The 15,503-nt window shown below is 68.2% G+C and carries 13 protein-coding genes; 8 read left to right on the forward strand and 5 right to left on the reverse strand.

Annotated features, from left to right (window positions below):
• The first annotated feature begins 155 nt into the window (after window positions 1-155).
• From QZ588_RS00350 to QZ588_RS00370, 5 genes are all read left to right on the forward strand, one after another.
• A complete protein-coding gene (locus QZ588_RS00350) occupies window positions 156-1,424 on the forward strand; it encodes a multifunctional CCA addition/repair protein (protein WP_295538391.1) in 1,269 nt (422 codons plus the stop codon).
• 21 nt (window positions 1,425-1,445) lie between these two features.
• Window positions 1,446-2,546 (forward strand): LPS export ABC transporter permease LptF, encoded by a 1,101-nt coding sequence (gene lptF, locus QZ588_RS00355; protein ID WP_295538393.1) that lies wholly within the window; start codon window positions 1,446-1,448, stop codon window positions 2,544-2,546.
• Window positions 2,547-2,807: 261 nt separating this feature from the next.
• On the forward strand, window positions 2,808-3,791 hold the full coding sequence (locus QZ588_RS00360) for a MerR family transcriptional regulator (RefSeq protein ID WP_295538394.1): 984 nt from the start codon (window positions 2,808-2,810) through the stop codon (window positions 3,789-3,791).
• Between the two features lie 51 nt (window positions 3,792-3,842).
• Entirely contained in the window at window positions 3,843-5,468 is a 1,626-nt protein-coding gene (hisF, locus tag QZ588_RS00365) for an imidazole glycerol phosphate synthase subunit HisF (protein WP_295538397.1), read from the forward strand.
• A complete protein-coding gene (locus tag QZ588_RS00370; protein WP_295538401.1) occupies window positions 5,468-6,376 on the forward strand; it encodes a hypothetical protein in 909 nt (302 codons plus the stop codon). Before hisF ends, QZ588_RS00370 begins: the two co-directional genes overlap by 1 nt.
• A gap of 74 nt (window positions 6,377-6,450) precedes the next feature.
• Here QZ588_RS00370 and QZ588_RS00375 read toward each other — a convergent pair whose 3' ends face one another.
• The gene (locus QZ588_RS00375; RefSeq protein ID WP_295538404.1) at window positions 6,451-7,374 is read right to left on the reverse strand and encodes a DMT family transporter; all 924 of its coding nucleotides are present in this window, start codon (window positions 7,372-7,374) and stop codon (window positions 6,451-6,453) included.
• A 324-nt stretch (window positions 7,375-7,698) separates the two neighbouring features.
• Between QZ588_RS00375 and QZ588_RS00380 the strand changes: the two genes are divergently transcribed.
• Window positions 7,699-8,301, forward strand: coding sequence for an OmpA family protein (locus QZ588_RS00380; protein WP_295538407.1), 603 nt, complete (start codon window positions 7,699-7,701; stop codon window positions 8,299-8,301).
• A gap of 137 nt (window positions 8,302-8,438) precedes the next feature.
• Here QZ588_RS00380 and purB read toward each other — a convergent pair whose 3' ends face one another.
• From purB to QZ588_RS00395, 3 genes are all read right to left on the reverse strand, one after another.
• A complete protein-coding gene (gene purB / locus QZ588_RS00385; RefSeq protein WP_295538409.1) occupies window positions 8,439-9,806 on the reverse strand; it encodes an adenylosuccinate lyase in 1,368 nt (455 codons plus the stop codon).
• 9 nt (window positions 9,807-9,815) lie between these two features.
• Window positions 9,816-12,479 carry an aconitate hydratase AcnA gene (acnA, locus tag QZ588_RS00390; protein WP_295538412.1) on the reverse strand — a complete coding sequence of 888 codons (2,664 nt, stop codon included), beginning with the start codon at window positions 12,477-12,479 and terminating at the stop codon, window positions 9,816-9,818.
• 212 nt (window positions 12,480-12,691) lie between these two features.
• The gene (locus tag QZ588_RS00395; protein WP_295538414.1) at window positions 12,692-13,921 is read right to left on the reverse strand and encodes an ATP-binding protein; all 1,230 of its coding nucleotides are present in this window, start codon (window positions 13,919-13,921) and stop codon (window positions 12,692-12,694) included.
• Window positions 13,922-14,162: 241 nt separating this feature from the next.
• Here QZ588_RS00395 and QZ588_RS00400 point away from each other — a divergent pair, with 241 nt between their 5' ends.
• Together QZ588_RS00400 and QZ588_RS00405 are read left to right on the forward strand one after the other, a co-directional pair.
• Window positions 14,163-14,396 (forward strand): hypothetical protein, encoded by a 234-nt coding sequence (locus tag QZ588_RS00400; RefSeq protein ID WP_295538417.1) that lies wholly within the window; start codon window positions 14,163-14,165, stop codon window positions 14,394-14,396.
• Window positions 14,393-14,827 (forward strand): type II toxin-antitoxin system VapC family toxin, encoded by a 435-nt coding sequence (locus QZ588_RS00405; protein ID WP_295538418.1) that lies wholly within the window; start codon window positions 14,393-14,395, stop codon window positions 14,825-14,827. The genes QZ588_RS00400 and QZ588_RS00405 overlap by 4 nt, the downstream gene beginning before the upstream one ends.
• A 36-nt stretch (window positions 14,828-14,863) precedes the next feature.
• On the opposite strand, the gene hflD is transcribed toward QZ588_RS00405, so the two are convergent.
• On the reverse strand, window positions 14,864-15,493 hold the full coding sequence (hflD, locus tag QZ588_RS00410; RefSeq protein WP_295538421.1) for a high frequency lysogenization protein HflD: 630 nt from the start codon (window positions 15,491-15,493) through the stop codon (window positions 14,864-14,866).
• Between the last annotated feature and the right edge of the window lie 10 nt (window positions 15,494-15,503).

Here is a 15,503-nt window from a genome sequence, read left to right on the forward strand (position 1 = left end):
GGCCCCGTGAGCGTGCGCCAAACGCTGTCAAGGCGCCGCGCTGCCGCGTTTATAATTCAGTGCCGTCTCAGCCGCGGAGTGCCGATGTCAGCGGCCACCACAATCAGACCCGCCCGCGCACGCACGCCTGGTGCCGCCGCCCCGGAGCGCCAAACGTGAGCAGCGCGGCCACCGACGGCCTGGAGATTTACCTGGTGGGCGGCGCGGTGCGCGACCGGCTGCTGTGCCTGCCGGTGGACGAGTCCGATTATGTCGTCGTCGGTGCCAGCGCGCAGGCGATGCGCCGGCGCGGCTTCACGCAGGTGGGCAAGGACTTCCCGGTCTTCCTGCATCCGGAGACCAAGGATGAATATGCCCTCGCGCGCACCGAGCGTAAACGCGCACCGGGTTACCACGGCTTCGATGTCTATGCCGCGCCCGAGGTGACGCTCGAGCAGGATCTGGCGCGTCGGGATCTCACCATCAATGCCCTCGCCGAGGACTGGGACGGGCGCATCATCGACCCCTTCGGCGGCGTCTCGGATCTCAAGGCGCGGGTGCTGCGTCACGTCTCCGCGGCCTTCGCCGAGGACCCGGTGCGGATTTTGCGCGTCGCCCGCTTCTCGGCGCGCTTCGCCGAGCTGGGTTTCCGCGTCGCCGACGAGACCATGGCACTGATGCGCGAGATGGTCGCCGCCGGCGAGGTGGATGCGCTGGTGCCGGAGCGCGTTTGGCAGGAAATGGCCAAGGCACTGTCGGAGTCCAGGCCGTCGCGGTTCTTTCGCGTGTTGCGCGACTGCGGCGCACTGGCACGGCTGCTGCCCGAGCTGGATCGGCTCTGGGGCGTGCCGCAGCCCGCAGGCTCGCACCCGGAGATCGACGCCGGTGAGCACGCCATGCTGGTGGTGGATATGGCGGCGCGGCTGTCGGATGCGCTCGAGGTGCGCTTCGCCGCGCTCTGCCACGATCTTGGCAAGGCGACCACGCCGGCGGCGCAATGGCCGCAGCACCACGGTCACGAGGCGCGCAGTGTTGCGCTGGTGGGCGATGTCTGTGCGCGGCTCAGGGTGCCCAGGCGCTTCTGCGAGCTGGCGCGGCTGACCGCCCGCTATCATGGCCAGGTGCATCGCGCGCACGCCCTTGCGCCTGCGGCCCTGCTCGGCCTGTTCGAGGCCGCGGATTTGTTCCGGCGCCCGCGCCGGCTGGAGCAAATGCTGCTGGCCTGCGAGGCCGACTATCGCGGGCGCACCGGCTTCGAGGAGCGCACCTACGCCCAGGGCGAGCTGATCCGCCGTTGTGCCCGCGCCGTGCGCCAGGTGAACGAGCGCGCCATCGCCGCTGCGGCGACGGCGCGCCAGGATATCCCCGAAGCCCTCCGCCGCGCCCGGCTCGCCGCCATTGCGCAGACCTGCCGTCGTCCGGGCGGTAGCGTTGGCGGCGCCTGAGGCTTGCGGGGGGGGACGACCATGTGGCACATCGCCGAGCGCTATTGCCTCACCGAGATCGTCAAGGTCTTCGGGGCCATCATGGCGACGCTCGTGCTGGTGGTGGCGAGCATGCTCCTGCTGCGCACGCTCGAGCAGGTGAACATCGGCAATCTGCGCGCCGGGCTGGTGCTGCACTTCCTGGGGCTGCAACTGCTGCGTGACACGGCGACGCTGCTGGCTCCGGCGGCCTTCCTCGCGGTGTTGATGGCGCTCGGGCGCATGGCCCGCGACAGCGAGCTCATCGCCTTCTCGGCGGGCGGGCTGCGGCCGTTGCGGCTGTTGTGGGCCGTGCTCTTGTTTGCGCTGCCGGTGGCACTGGTGACGGCCTGGTTCGCGTTGGTGCTGAAGCCCTACGCCTCGGCGCAGATCCAGCTCATCGAGTCGCGCAAGGACGACGAGGCCACGCGCATCGGCGGCTTGCAGGCCGGGCGCTTCTATCAGCAAAGCGACGGCGCCGTGACCTTCTATGCGGCGGGCATGGACAGCGGCGGCCGCTTGACGGGCGTGTTCGTGCAGGATCGTCGCAGCGATCCGCCGCGTATCGTGCTCGCCGAGCGTGGCGCCTACCGCGAATCCGCCGTGGCCGGGGCGCGGGCGGTGGTGCTGGAGCAGGGGCGACGCTTCGACGGCATCCCCGGAGAGGCCGCCTATACGTTGTTCGACTTTGCACGACTGACGTACTACATCAGTGGTGCGGGCGCCGGCCAGGCGGAGCGCTGGCGCCGGGCGGCGACGCCGACGGCGGCGCTGCTCGCATCGACAGATATCCGTGACCGTGCGGAGCTGGAGCATCGCCTGAGCGCCGCCGTGGGTGTCATCGTCCTCGGCTTGCTTGCGGTACCGCTGATACAGCTGTCGCCGCGACAGCGCAGCGGTGGGCGGCTCGCGCTCGCGTTTCTGGCGTACTTTGCGTTCTTCAACGGCCAGCGGCTCGCCGAAGAATGGATGACCGGGGGGGTGACGCCACCCTGGCTGGGCCTGCTTTGGTACCAGGCTGCCATCGTTGCCATCGTCTTCGCCGCTTTGCTGCCGGGCAGCGGTCTGTGGCGCCGGCTCCTGGCGCGGCTGCGCGGGCGCTGAGCAACCGCACCGCCGTGCACGGCCCTCCTGCCGGGCGGGGCGGGACATCGGTGATAGGCTGTTCAAAACTTGGACGCGCCCGAGTTGACTCCATACTCGAAGGCAATGGTGGCGGCGCTGCCCGGGATAGTGCATCCATGCGGCGGCGTTGTGTCCATGAGTTGTCCAGCCTTGAGTCGGAGTTCTCGGCTGTCATCGGTCGTCTGTCAATAGAATGTTTAAATACGATATGGACAAAACATTAACATGCGGGGTCCGCTTGTGACCGATACGAACGCACCCGCCGTCGGCCAGACCTATCGCATCGGTGCCGTGGCGCGGCTGACGGGAATTCCGCCGGATACCCTGCGCGTCTGGGAGCGCCGCTACGCCGTGGTCACACCGGTGCGCTCGGAGGCGGGCACGCGCCTCTATCATGCCGAGGACGTGAGCCGGCTCAACCTGATCAAGCGCCTGGTCGACAACGGCGATGCCATCAGCCACGTGGCGCGGCTGTCGCTGGAGCATCTGCGCCAGCGCGCCCAGGGGCTGGACACGCCGGCGCCGGCGTTGCAGGAAGCCCATCCCTGCCGCGTGGCTGTGCTGGGGCCGTCGCTGCCCGTGATGATTCAGACCGAGCCGTGTCGGGACCAGGAGCAGACGGAGGCACAGGTCCAGTTCGTCGGCCTCTACACCGAAGAGTCGGTGTTCCGCGACCAAGTGGGCAGGCTCGGCCTGGATTTGTTGGTGCTGGAGTGTCCGACCATCCACGATGACCAGCTGCGCCAGCTCGCCGACCTGGCGGTGCGCAGCGGGGCGCCGCGCACGCTTGTGATCTACAACTATGCGAGCCGCGAGGTGGTGGGCCGCCTCGAGGCGCAGCACATGCTGGCCAAGCGGGCGCCGGTGAATGCCGACGAGCTGCGGCGCTGGTGCGGCGCCATGCATGTGGCCGGCAGCGGCAGCTCGGCGGCGCTGCTCGCGGACTTCGATCTCAGTGCGCCGCCGCCGGCGCGCCTCTACGATGCCGCGGCCTTGTCACGCATCGCCGCGGCGTCGCCGACGGTCAAGTGCGAATGCCCCCATCACCTGGTACAGCTCGTGTCGAGCCTGGTGGCCTTCGAGACCTACTCCCGCGAATGCGAAAACCGCAATGCGGACGACGCCGCCCTGCACGCCTTCCTGCATGCCGCCACCGCGCAGGCCCGTGCCACCATGGAGGCGGCGCTCGCCCGGGTGGTGGAGGCGGAGGGCATCGATGTCTGATCACAGACTGGTAACATCCAATTCCAGCGCCGCCAGCCAAGACCCTCTGCCATGATCTCTCTTCTCGATTACGGTGCGGGCAATGTCCGCAGCCTGCGCAACGCCATCACCCGTCTCGGCTACGAGGTCAGGGATGTACGTACGCCCGAAGACATCCTCGCCGCCGAGCGCCTGTTGTTTCCCGGCGTCGGCGCCTTCGGCGCCGCCATGGCGCGGTTGCGGGACCAGGGCTTCGTCGCGCCGTTGCTGGATTACCTGCGGGCGGATCGGCCCTTCCTGGGCATCTGCATCGGGCTCCAGTGTCTCTTCGAGGGCAGTGACGAGTCGCCGGAGGTCGCCGGCCTCGGGCTGATTCCGGGCCGCGTGGCGCGCTTCCCGTCGCAGGCGCTGTCGGTGCCGCACATGGGCTGGAACGGCGTTCGGGTGTGCCGTGATGCTGAGCTCTTCGCGGGGCTGACGGCGGATCGCTTCTACTTCGTGCACTCCTATTGTGCCCGGCCGGAGGCCGCCAATGCGGACTGGCTCCTGGCGGAGACCGACTATGGCGATGCATTCGTGTCCGCCGTCCAGCACGGGCAGGTGATCGCGGTGCAGTTCCACCCCGAAAAGAGCGGGCCCGCCGGGCTCGCCTTCCTGCAACGCTTTCTCACGGGCACCGTCGCCGTGGCACCGGCGTTTGCGCCGCGCATCCTCTCGGCACCGGAAGCCGCCAAGACACCGCATCCGCCGGCGCCGCCAACCCGGCTCGCCAGGCGTGTGATCGCGTGCCTGGATGTGCGCAGTAACGACGCCGGCGATCTGGTGGTCACCAAGGGCGACCAGTACGACGTGCGCGAGGATGGGGAAGTACGCAACCTGGGCAAGCCGGTGGAGCTGGCGGCGCGCTACTACGCAGAGGGCGCCGATGAGATCACCTTCCTCAACATCACCGCCTTCCGCGACTTTCCGCTGCGCGATCAGCCCATGCTCGAGGTTCTGCGGCGCACCTCCGAGCAGGTGTTCGTGCCACTGACCATCGGCGGCGGCATCCGCGCCTTCACCGATGCCGACGGCAACAGCTACAGCGCCTTGGACGTCGCCGACGAGTACTTCCGCTCCGGCGCCGACAAGATCTCCATCGGCTCGGATGCCGTCTATACCGTGGAGCAGGTGCGCGAACGGGGCGCCGACGGCGGCAGCGCCATCGAGCAGATCGCCGCGCGCTACGGCAATCAGGCGGTGGTGATCTCCGTGGACCCGAGGCGGGTGTATGTGAGCGGCCCCGAGGCCACCGAGCGCCCCGTCATCGAAACCGCCCACCCGGGCCCGAACGGCGAGCGTTTCTGCTGGTTCCAATGCACCGTCAGCGGTGGCCGCGAGGGCCGCGATGTGGATGCGGTGGAGCTGGCCCGGACCTGCGAGGCCCTCGGCGCCGGCGAGATCCTGCTGAACAGCATCGACCGCGACGGCTCCGGCTTGGGCTTCGATCTGGAGCTGGTGGCCGCCGTGCGCGCCGCCGTGCGCATCCCGGTCATCGCCTCGAGCGGCGCCGGGACGCCGGCCCACTTCGTCGAGGTCTTCACCGCCACCGGTGCCGATGCCGCCCTGGCGGCGGGGATCTTCCATCGCCGGGAGGTGCCCATTGCGGACGTGAAGACGGCGCTCGCCGAGGCCGACATCCCGGTGCGAATCATCTGATGGATGCGGGGTCCCGTCGGTGCCCGGCATCCGCGCGCAGGCGCCGGCATGCGCCGGCGGTGGCCCTGGCGCTCTGCGCCGCCCTGCTATTGGCGGGCTGCGCCGGCCTCGGCCTCGAGCCCGAGCAGCCGGCGGCGACACGACCCGCCGGCATGGATCGCGACGAGCTGCTGACCACCATCGCCACCTGTCACCTGCGCCGTGTCGTGCAGAACGATGACCGCGGCGCCACCGACGCCGCGGTCATCGCCGCCGTGGAGCGCTACGACTTTACGGTGGAAGAGATGGTGCAGCGCGCCAACGCCCTGACCGTCGCCGCCGTCGGCGATGCGGGGGCACGGGATGCCTTGCGGCGCTTGGCGCGCAACGCCTGCGAGCAGCTCGCCGCGCTCACCGACGCCGCTTCCGGACTGGTCCGGTTCGATGCCGCCGGTAACATTGGAAACACCTGGGTCGTGGTCAATGGCGAGATTCAGGAAGGCTTCGCCGATGAGGTCATCGACAAGCTGCGCAGCGAGAAGGCGGTTGGTCTGCTCATCTCGAGCCCCGGCGGCTCGCTCTTCGAGGCCCGGCGGCTGGGGCGCTACCTGCGCCAGAACGGTCTCAGGGTCGGCGTGCAGGATGTGTGCACATCGGCCTGTGTCGACGTGCTCGCCGGCGGCATCGAGCGCTACGTGACCCGCAGCGCCAAGCTCGGCATTCATCAGAGCAAGGTGCCCAAGCATCTGAGCAGCCACGAGGGTGGGCAGCTGTCGGTGGTGGCGGCGGCACTCTACCTGCGCGAAATGGGCATCGACGACACCGTCGCGCTGGCGGCGGCCTCCGTTCCCAACGATCGCATGTACTGGATTTCCGTCGCCGAGGCCCTGGAGACGCGGCTCGCCACCAAGCTGGTGGATACATTCTGAAGGGCGCGCCTGCGACGGGCGCGAGGCCAGCGGGCCAATACCGGTGATGCGGTACAGGCGATGCGCGCGCGTGATCAGCGCTGCCCGGGAGGCACGGCCCTGGTCGGCGTCGGCAGCGGTCGTCGCCGCGAGCGGGTGCGGGCACGGGTGGCGAGCAGGCCGGCGGCGGCGATGAGCAGGGTGCCCGTGATGGTGGTCAGCGTCAGCGGCTCGTCCCAGAGCAGCCAGCCGTAGGCGGCCCCGAAGACGACGGCGGAGTAGCCGAACACGCCCATGCGCGACGCCGGCGCCAACGACAGGCCCCGGGTCAGCGCCAGCTGGCCCAGGGTGGCGGCGACGGCGATGGCGACGAGGCCTGCCGCCGCCGGCCAGGACGGCGTCTGCCAGCTCCAGGTCAGCGGTACCGCCGAAATGGCGGCGGCGATGAGGGCGAAATAAAAAACGATGCGTGTCGGCGGCTCGGTGCGCGAGAGTCGCCGCACCGTCACCTTGGCCAGGGCCGCGAGGACGCCGCCCATGAGCCCGATCAGCGCCACCGGCGAGACACTGATGCCACTGCCCGTCACCCCCGGGTCGAGGATCACGGCGACGCCCGCGAAACCGATGCCGAGCGCCAACGCCAGCGTCGGCGTCACCCGTTCGTGCAGCCAAAGCACGGCGATCAGAGGCATGAAAATCGGCGCGGTGAGCTTCAGCAACATGGCCTCAGCCAGCGGCATGGCGGCGATGGCGTAGAAAAAGCAATACATGGCGGCGACGCCGGCCCCCGCACGCAGCAGATGCAAGCCCGGCACCGCGGTTGCCAGCGTGCCCACGCCGCGATGCGCGAGCCATGGCAGCAGCAACAACAGCCCCAGGAGGTTGCGGGCAAAGACGATCATGGTGTTATCCAGCTCCGTGGAGACCAGTCGGATGCCAACGCCCATGCTCGCAAAGCACAGCTCGCCGAGCACGATGAAGACCGCACCGCGGACCAGTAACTGGGAACCATCAGGCATGGCGGGCACGGCGGTTGCGATCATGTTGTTCAAGAGCAACAGTTGTAAGGTACGCAAGTGCCATGAGCACGATAGAAAGCCTTTTTAGGTAAATGGCTTACAGGAAAGACCCGAATGCCGTGATGCAAGAAAACCGAAAAGATCGAAAAAGTTGCGCGAATGCCGCGAACTTTGGCTAAACTATCGGGGCCGATGCCTGTATCCCGCCCAGTATGCGCGCCGCTGCGTTCCTGCCCGCCGGCGAACGCCACACTGCAACAGGGCACTTGCAGCAGCGCTCGCCACTGCCTATTTTGACATCACGCAACATTTTGGGAGTCTAAGATGCGATATCTCACCACCCTGCGAACCCTGGCGCTGGCATTGCCGGCGACCGCCGCCCTCAGCTTCGGCGCCGTCGCCCAGGAGCCCGAGGAGACCTACTGGTACGCCGCCGGCGACCCGGCCGCACCGGAGGGCCAGCTGTGGGCCACCAGCTACGGCGAGTGCTGGCAGTCGACGCCGCCCGACGGCCCCACCAACCTGCCGCCCTGCCAGGTGATCGAGGTCCGTGACCCGCTGGTGCTGCGCATCCAGTTTGCGCTGGACCGCTACGGCCTGAACGATATCCTGAACCCCTCGGTCCTGACGGCTCTGGACGACTATATCCAGGACGTCAAGGCCTCGCCGCGTCAGGAGCGTCTGGTCATCGGTGGCTTCACCGACAAGCTCGGCACCTTCGACTACAACCTGGTGCTCAGCGAGAACCGCGCCAACACCATCCGCGAATACATGATCGATCAGGGCATCCCCCGGGGTGACATCGCCAGCGTCACCGGCTACTCCTGGGATGTGCCACCCGAGTTCCAGGTCGGTGATCTGGGCCCGCTCGAGAACAACCCGCTGCGCCGCCGTGTGGTGGTGCTCGAGGTACCCGAGGCGATGTAGCGGGCCGGCGGCCGGCGGCGCAGGCCGGCGGCCATGCCCCAGAAGCCCGCCGCAGGCCCTGCGGCGGGCTTTTTTGTGTCTGCTACTGTGCTGAAGGCCGTGGCATCAGGCGTGCGCACCCGGCGCGTCGGCGCGCGTCAGACGGCCCGCGCCTGCTCCGCGGCATTGCCGAGGTAGCGGGCTGGCGTGAGGGCCTTGAGCTCGGTCTTGGCGTGCTCAGGAATGGCGAGCTGCTCGATGAAGGCGGCGAGGGCGTCTGGACCAATGCGGCGCCCACGGGTGAGGGTCTTCAGCTTCTCATAGGGCTGCTCCACGCCGTAGCGGCGCATGACCGTCTGGATGGGCTCGGCGAGCACCTCCCAGTTGGCATCCAGGTCCGCGGCCAGGCGTGCGGGGTCTGCCTCCAGCTTGCCGATGCCCTTCTGCGCGGACTGCAGGGCGATCAGCGTGTGGGCCAGGCCGACGCCGAGGTTGCGCAGCACCGTGGAGTCCGTGAGGTCCCGCTGCCAGCGTGACACGGGCAGCTTGGCGCCCAGGTGGCCGAGGAGGGCATTGGCGATGCCCAGGTTGCCCTCGGCGTTCTCGAAATCGATGGGATTGACCTTATGCGGCATGGTGGATGAGCCGACCTCGCCGGCCACCGTCTTTTGCTTGAAATAGCCAAGGGCGATGTAACCCCAGACGTCGCGGCAGAAGTCCAGCAGCACGGTGTTGAAGCGGGCCTGGGCGTCGAACAGCTCGGCGAGGTAGTCATGCGGCTCGATCTGGGTGGTGTAGGGGTTCCAGGTGAGGCCCAGGGATTCCACGAAGTCCCGGGCCAGTGCCGGCCAGTCGACCCCGGGATAGGCGACACGGTGGGCGTTGTAGTTGCCAACGGCGCCGTTGATCTTGCCGAGCAGGTGGACGCCGGCAACGGCATTGCGCTGCAGGCGCAGGCGATGGACGACGTTGGCCATCTCCTTGCCAAGAGTCGTCGGCGACGCCGGCTGACCGTGGGTGCGCGAGAGCATGGGCTGCTCGGCGTAGCGATGGGCCAGATCGCGCACGGCGCCGATCACCGCATCCATGGCCGGCAGCAGGACAGCCTCCCGGGCCGCGCGCAGCATCAGCGCATGGGCGAGGTTGTTGATGTCCTCGCTGGTGCAGGCGAAGTGGATGAACTCCGTCAGAGCGGCCAGCTCGGCGTCGTCCGCCACCTGCGCCTTCAGGAAGTATTCAACTGCCTTGACGTCGTGGTTGGTGGTGCGCTCGATGGCCTTTACCCGGCCGGCGTCGTCCACGGAGAACGCCTCGACGATGGCATCGAGGCGCTCCCGCGCGGCGGGCGAGAGCGCGGGCACCTCGGCGATGCCCGGATGCGCCGCCAGCGCCTGCAGCCAGCGCACCTCCACCAGCACCCGATGGCGGATCAGGCCGTATTCGCTCGCCAGCGGCCGCAGGGCTTCGGTCTTGTTGCCGTAGCGCCCGTCGATGGGGGAGATGGCGGTGAGGGTGGAGAGGTCCATGGCAGCGGCCTAGGCGGCGAGCTTACGCAGCACGTAATGCAGGATGCCGCCGTGCTGGTAGTACTCCACCTCGTTGGGGGTGTCGATGCGCACCCGGGCCTGGAACTGCTTGCCGCCGCCATCGGCGCCGGTGGCGGTGATGGTGACGGCTTTGGCGCGGCCGTCGTCCAGGCCTTCGATGCTGAAGGACTCATGGCCGGTGAGCCCCAGGGACTCGGCGCTCTCGCCCGGCTGGAACTGCAGCGGCAGCACGCCCATGCACACCAGGTTGGTGCGGTGGATGCGCTCGTAGCTCTCGGCGATGACGGCGCGCACACCCAGCAGCCGCGGCCCCTTGGCGGCCCAGTCCCGTGAGGAGCCGGAGCCATATTCCTTGCCGGCGATGACGATGGCCGGCACGCCGTCGGCCTGATAGCGCATGGCGGCGTCATAGATGGACATCGGCTCGCCCGAAGGCTGATGCAGGGTCACGCCGCCCTCGGTGCCCGGCGCCATCTTGTTGCGCAGGCGAATATTGGCGAAGGTGCCGCGCATCATCACCTGATGATTGCCGCGGCGCGAGCCGTAGGAGTTGAAGTCCGCGGGCTGCACGCCATGCTCCATCAGGTAGCGCCCGGCGGGGCTGTCCGCCTTGATGTTGCCGGCGGGGGAAATGTGGTCGGTGGTGACCGAATCGCCGAGCAGCGCCAGGCAGCGGGCGCCGGTGATGGCGGCCACCGGCTCGGGCGCCATGGTGATGCCCTGGAAATAGGGCGGCTCTTGCACGTAGGTGCTGCTCGCATCCCAGGCGAAGGTCTTGCCGGCGGGCGCCGATAGCCCCTGCCAGCGGGCGTCGCCCTTGAACACGTCGGCATAGGTCTGGACGTAGTCGTCACGGCCCAGGAAGCTCGCCACCGTGTCCGCCACCTCGCCCTGGGTGGGCCAGATGTCGCGCAGATACACCGGCTTGCCGTCCTGGTCCGTGGCCAGCGGATCGTTGTAGGGGTCGAAGTCCATGCGCCCGGCGATGGCGTAGGCCACCACCAGCGGCGGCGAGGCCAGGTAGTTCATGCGCACCTCGGCGTGCACCCGGCCCTCGAAGTTGCGGTTGCCGGAGAGCACGGACGCCACCGTCAGGTCGCCGTCGGCGATGGCCTTGGAGACCTCCGGTCGCAGCGGCCCGGAGTTGCCGATGCAGGTGGTGCAGCCGTAGCCCACCACGTGGAAGCCCAGCGTCTTGAGTGGCGCCATGAGCCCGGCGTCCTCCAGATACCTGGTCACCACCATGGAGCCCGGACCCAGCGAGGTCTTGACCCAGGGCGGCACCGTCAGGCCACGCTCGACGGCCTTCTTCGCCACCAGCCCGGCGCCGAGCATGACACTGGGGTTGGAGGTGTTGGTGCAGGAGGTGATGGCGGCGATGACCACGGCGCCGTCGCCGAGCGCCACGTCCTGGCCGTCCATGGTGGTCTGCACGCCCGGGTTGCGCTCCACGCCGCGCTCGGCGTTGACCTGCTTCAGCGCCGCCTCGAAGCCCGCCTTCACATCGGTGAGCGCCACGCGGTCCTGCGGGCGCTTGGGCCCGGCGAGGCTCGGCACGACGGTGCCGATGTCCAGCGCCAGGGTCTCGCTGTAGTCCGCCTCCAGGCTGCCGTCGGCGTCGAACATGCCCTGGGCCTTGGCGTAGGCCTCCACCAGTGCGACCTGCTCGTCGCTGCGGCCCGTCAGGCGCAGAAAGTCGAGCGTCTCGTCGTCGATGGGGAAGAGGCCGCAGGTGGCGCCGTATTCCGGGCCCATGTTGGCGATGGTGGTGCGATCGCCCATGGGCAGGGTCTTCACCGCCGGTCCGTAGAACTCCACGAACTTACCCACCACGCCGTGCTTGCGCAGCATCTCCACGATGGTCAGCACCAGGTCCGTCGCCGTGGCGCCCTCGGGCAGCTTACCGGTGAGCTTCACGCCCACCACCTTCGGGATCAGCATGGACACCGGCTGGCCCAGCATGGAGGCCTCGGCCTCGATGCCGCCCACGCCCCAGCCGAGCACGCCGACGCCGTTGATCATGGTGGTGTGGCTGTCGGTGCCCACCAACGTGTCCGGGTAGGCCTGGAGCACGCCGTCACGCTCGCGGCCGAAGACGACGCGGGCCAGGTATTCCACGTTCACCTGGTGCACGATGCCCGTGTCCGGCGGCACCACTTTGAAATTGTCGAAGGCCTGCTGGCCCCACTTGAGGAACTGGTAGCGCTCCTTGTTGCGCGAGAACTCCAGCTCCGCGTTCAGCCCCAGCGCCGCGTCGGAGCCGTATTTGTCCACCTGCACCGAATGGTCGATGACCAACTCCGCCGGCTGCAGCGGGTTGATCTTGTCCGGGTCGCCGCCGAGCGCGCCCATGGCGTCACGCATGGCCGCCAGGTCCACCACCGCCGGCACGCCGGTGAAGTCCTGCATCAGCACGCGGGCGGGGCGGTACTGGATTTCGGTGTCGGGCTCGGCTTTGGGGTTCCAGTTGGCGACGGCTTCGATGTCGGCGCGCTTCACCGTCACGCCGTCCTCGTGGCGCAGCAGGTTCTCCAGCAAGATCTTCATGGAGAAGGGCAGCCGGGCGCTGTTCGCCACGGCGTCCACGCGGAAGATCTCGTAGCGCTTACCGGCCACGTCGAGGAGGGCCTTGGCCTTGAAGCTGTCGTGCATCTGGGACTCCGGAGGGGTTTGTTGCGGTGCGGAATCCTACCGATTCTAGCGATGCATGGCCCCCGATGCACCAGCCCCCCCGCAATTGTTGCCATTGCATGACCGGCGGCGAGGGCGCTGATCCAGGCTGTGGCGGCAAGGCCCTCCCGTCAAGCCCAGGCTGGGATACTCTGCGGCTGACCAGCGGACGGCTCGATGTTGACGACGCTGGCTCACAGGTAGCCCACGGGGATCGCGGTCGCATCATCGGATAACGGCACATCGGACTCGCACAGGCAGATCACCGCGCCTGCCCCGCGCTCCGGACCGAGGCCGTCGAGCCTGTCGAAGGCGGTGGTCACGTTGCGTCGCGGTGTCGCGGTCCGTTTGATCTCGACGGGGTAAAGGTGGTCGTCCTGCTCGATGATCAGATCGATCTCGCGGCCATCGCGGTCCCGGTAGAAGTGCAACGGGGCACGCCGCCCGTTGTGCCACCAGCTCTTCAGGATCTCGCCGACGACATAGGTCTCGAGGATGTGCCCGGACATCGCGCCCGCCTCCAGGGACTCGGGTGATGTCCACTGCGTCAGGTAGGCGCAGAGGCCGGTATCCAGAAAATACAGCTTCGGCGTCTTCACCAGCCGCTTGGTCAGGTTGCTGTGCCAGGGGGGCAACAAAAACACCAGTCCGGATGCCTCCAGGATCGCCAGCCAATGCTTGGCAGTTTTCTGGTCGACATCCACGTCACGGGCGAGATCCGCGTAGTTCAGCAGCTGGCCTGTCCGGGCAGCGGCGGCACGCACGAAGCGCTGGAACACCAGCTCATCCCCCACCCGTGCCAGGGCTCGGACGTCGCGCTGAACGTAGGATTGCAGATAGGAGCTGAAGAACACCTCCAGCGGCATGCTGGGATCCAGCGCCGCCCGGGGCAGGGAGCCGCGCCAGATCGCGCGATAGACATCCGGGAGCGCCAGGGGCTCTGCGCCGGCTCTGGCCGACGATAGCCAGGTCGCGGTTGGCAGAAATGGCCGGGCATCCTCGGCGTGACCGGCGATCTCCGCCCGCGACAGTCCGAGCAGATCGAGTACGGCGGCGCGGCCCGCCAGGCTCTCCGAGATCCCCTGCATAAGCCGGAACTTCTGCGACCCCGTGAGCCAGAACTGCCCGGGCTGCTGCGTACTGTCCACGGTCATCTTGATGACAGACAGCAGCTCCGGGGCGTACTGCACCTCGTCGATCAGCACGGGTGGCGGATGCCGTTGCAGAAAGAGTTTCGGGTCGCGCCGGGCCAGATCCCGCTGATCCAGATCGTCCAGCGTCACGCGCCGGCGCGCCGGCCCGGAGCAATGCTCCAGCAGGGTAGTCTTGCCGACCTGACGCGGCCCGGTCAGCAACAGCACCGGAAAGTGGGCCGAGACGCTGTGGATGGTGGCGGCGAGGGTGCGCGGGTGATATTGGAGCACGGGTTGCTCGGCTGATCTGGAATGTCCCTCCAGATTAGCCGGCGGCCGACGCCTGATCAATGCAGCGAATGCCGGGCGCTGCCTTCCCCCTTTGCCAGACTGCCTGTCATGGGACAAAGCGCCCGCGGCGAGACATCTGGCGATGCGTGTCGCCGCCAAACCGGATGTTATGGCACTTGCAGTCTCCGGTTGGTCCGGCTAGTGTGTGTTGAAATCATCAACAACGCAACAGCGCAGACCGATGGCCACAGTCAATTTCAGCGTGCCCGACGAGGTCAAAGCGGAATTCAACGCCCTGTTTGCAGGTGAGAACAAGAGCGCCGTGCTGACCGCTCTGATGCGGCAGGCGATTGAGGATAGACGGCGCCAGCAGCGGCGTGCAGCCGCGATCGATGCCTTGCTGGCGCTGCGCGCGGAGCAGCATCCGAGGTCGGATCAGGAGATCCGCAGCGCCCGGGAGGATGGGCGCCCGTGAGGGCGGTGATCGATGCCAGTGTGGCAGTCAAGTGGGTCTTTCCTGACCCGCTGACCGAGCCGCACACTGACCGGGCGCTCGACATCCTGGATGCGGTCCGCCAGGGCCGCATCGACGTGATCCAGCCAGTGCATTGGCTGTTAGAGACCACGGCCGTCGTGGTGCGCCTGAACCCGGATATCCTGCAGCGCGCGTCCGGCTTGCTCGATGCGCTGGAGCTTCAGGTCTGCGATGAGCATTCGGTGCTGCTGCGCGCGGCGCGGCTTGCCACGGACCTGAACCATCACCTCTTCGACACCCTCTATCATGCCGTTGCACTGGAACGTGAGGCCACGCTCATTACCGCTGACGAACGTTATGCACGCAAGGCCAGCCCCCGGGGGCGGCTCGCATTCCTCGGGGACTTCGTCCTGGCGTCCCGGAGCGACTGAGCTTTTCAACGCTCTGGCGGGGTCATTGACCCCTGCTCAGACGCGCTCGGTATCCCGCAGATAGGCGCGGGCGGCGTCCAGCATCCTGCGTCGGCCCAGCAGCACCTGCCAGCGGCTGCCGCCGCACTGGCGCCAGAGCAGGGCGGCGCGGATGCCGGCGAGGAGCAGGGCGCGGATGCGGTCCTGGTTGTCCGGGTTTTGCAGATAGAGGGGGTTGCCACGCACGATGATGCGCGGCGTGAGCTTGCTGATGGTGTCTTGATAGATGCCGGCGAGGCCCGCCAGCACTTCCCGGTCCAACAGCGGCAGGTCGCCGCGGGCGGCGGCGGCGCCCTGCACGCGCCGGGCGATTTCCTGCTGCATCTTGCGCCGCCCGCCGAGATTGCGCTCGTGGCGCATCAGGGCGATGACATAGCGGGTGAGCTCCATCTCGCGCTGCGGCTCACCGGTGAGCTGCGCGACCACCTGGCGCGCGCCGGTGGCGACGGCGCCGGGCTCGCCATAGACCGATGCCACATCAGCGGCGTCGATCTGGAACAGGCTGTAGATGCAGGGCTCCATCTGCGCCGAGTCCACGGTGCCGCGGTTGGCAATGCGCTGCACGCAGTAGGCGGCCTGATGCAGGCCGGCGAGTGCGATGAGGCGGTCTTGGTCGGAGTGTTCCATGGTGCGTGGC

It is taken from the genome of uncultured Thiohalocapsa sp. (assembly GCF_913062725.1).
Lineage (GTDB): Bacteria > Pseudomonadota > Gammaproteobacteria > Chromatiales > Chromatiaceae > Thiohalocapsa.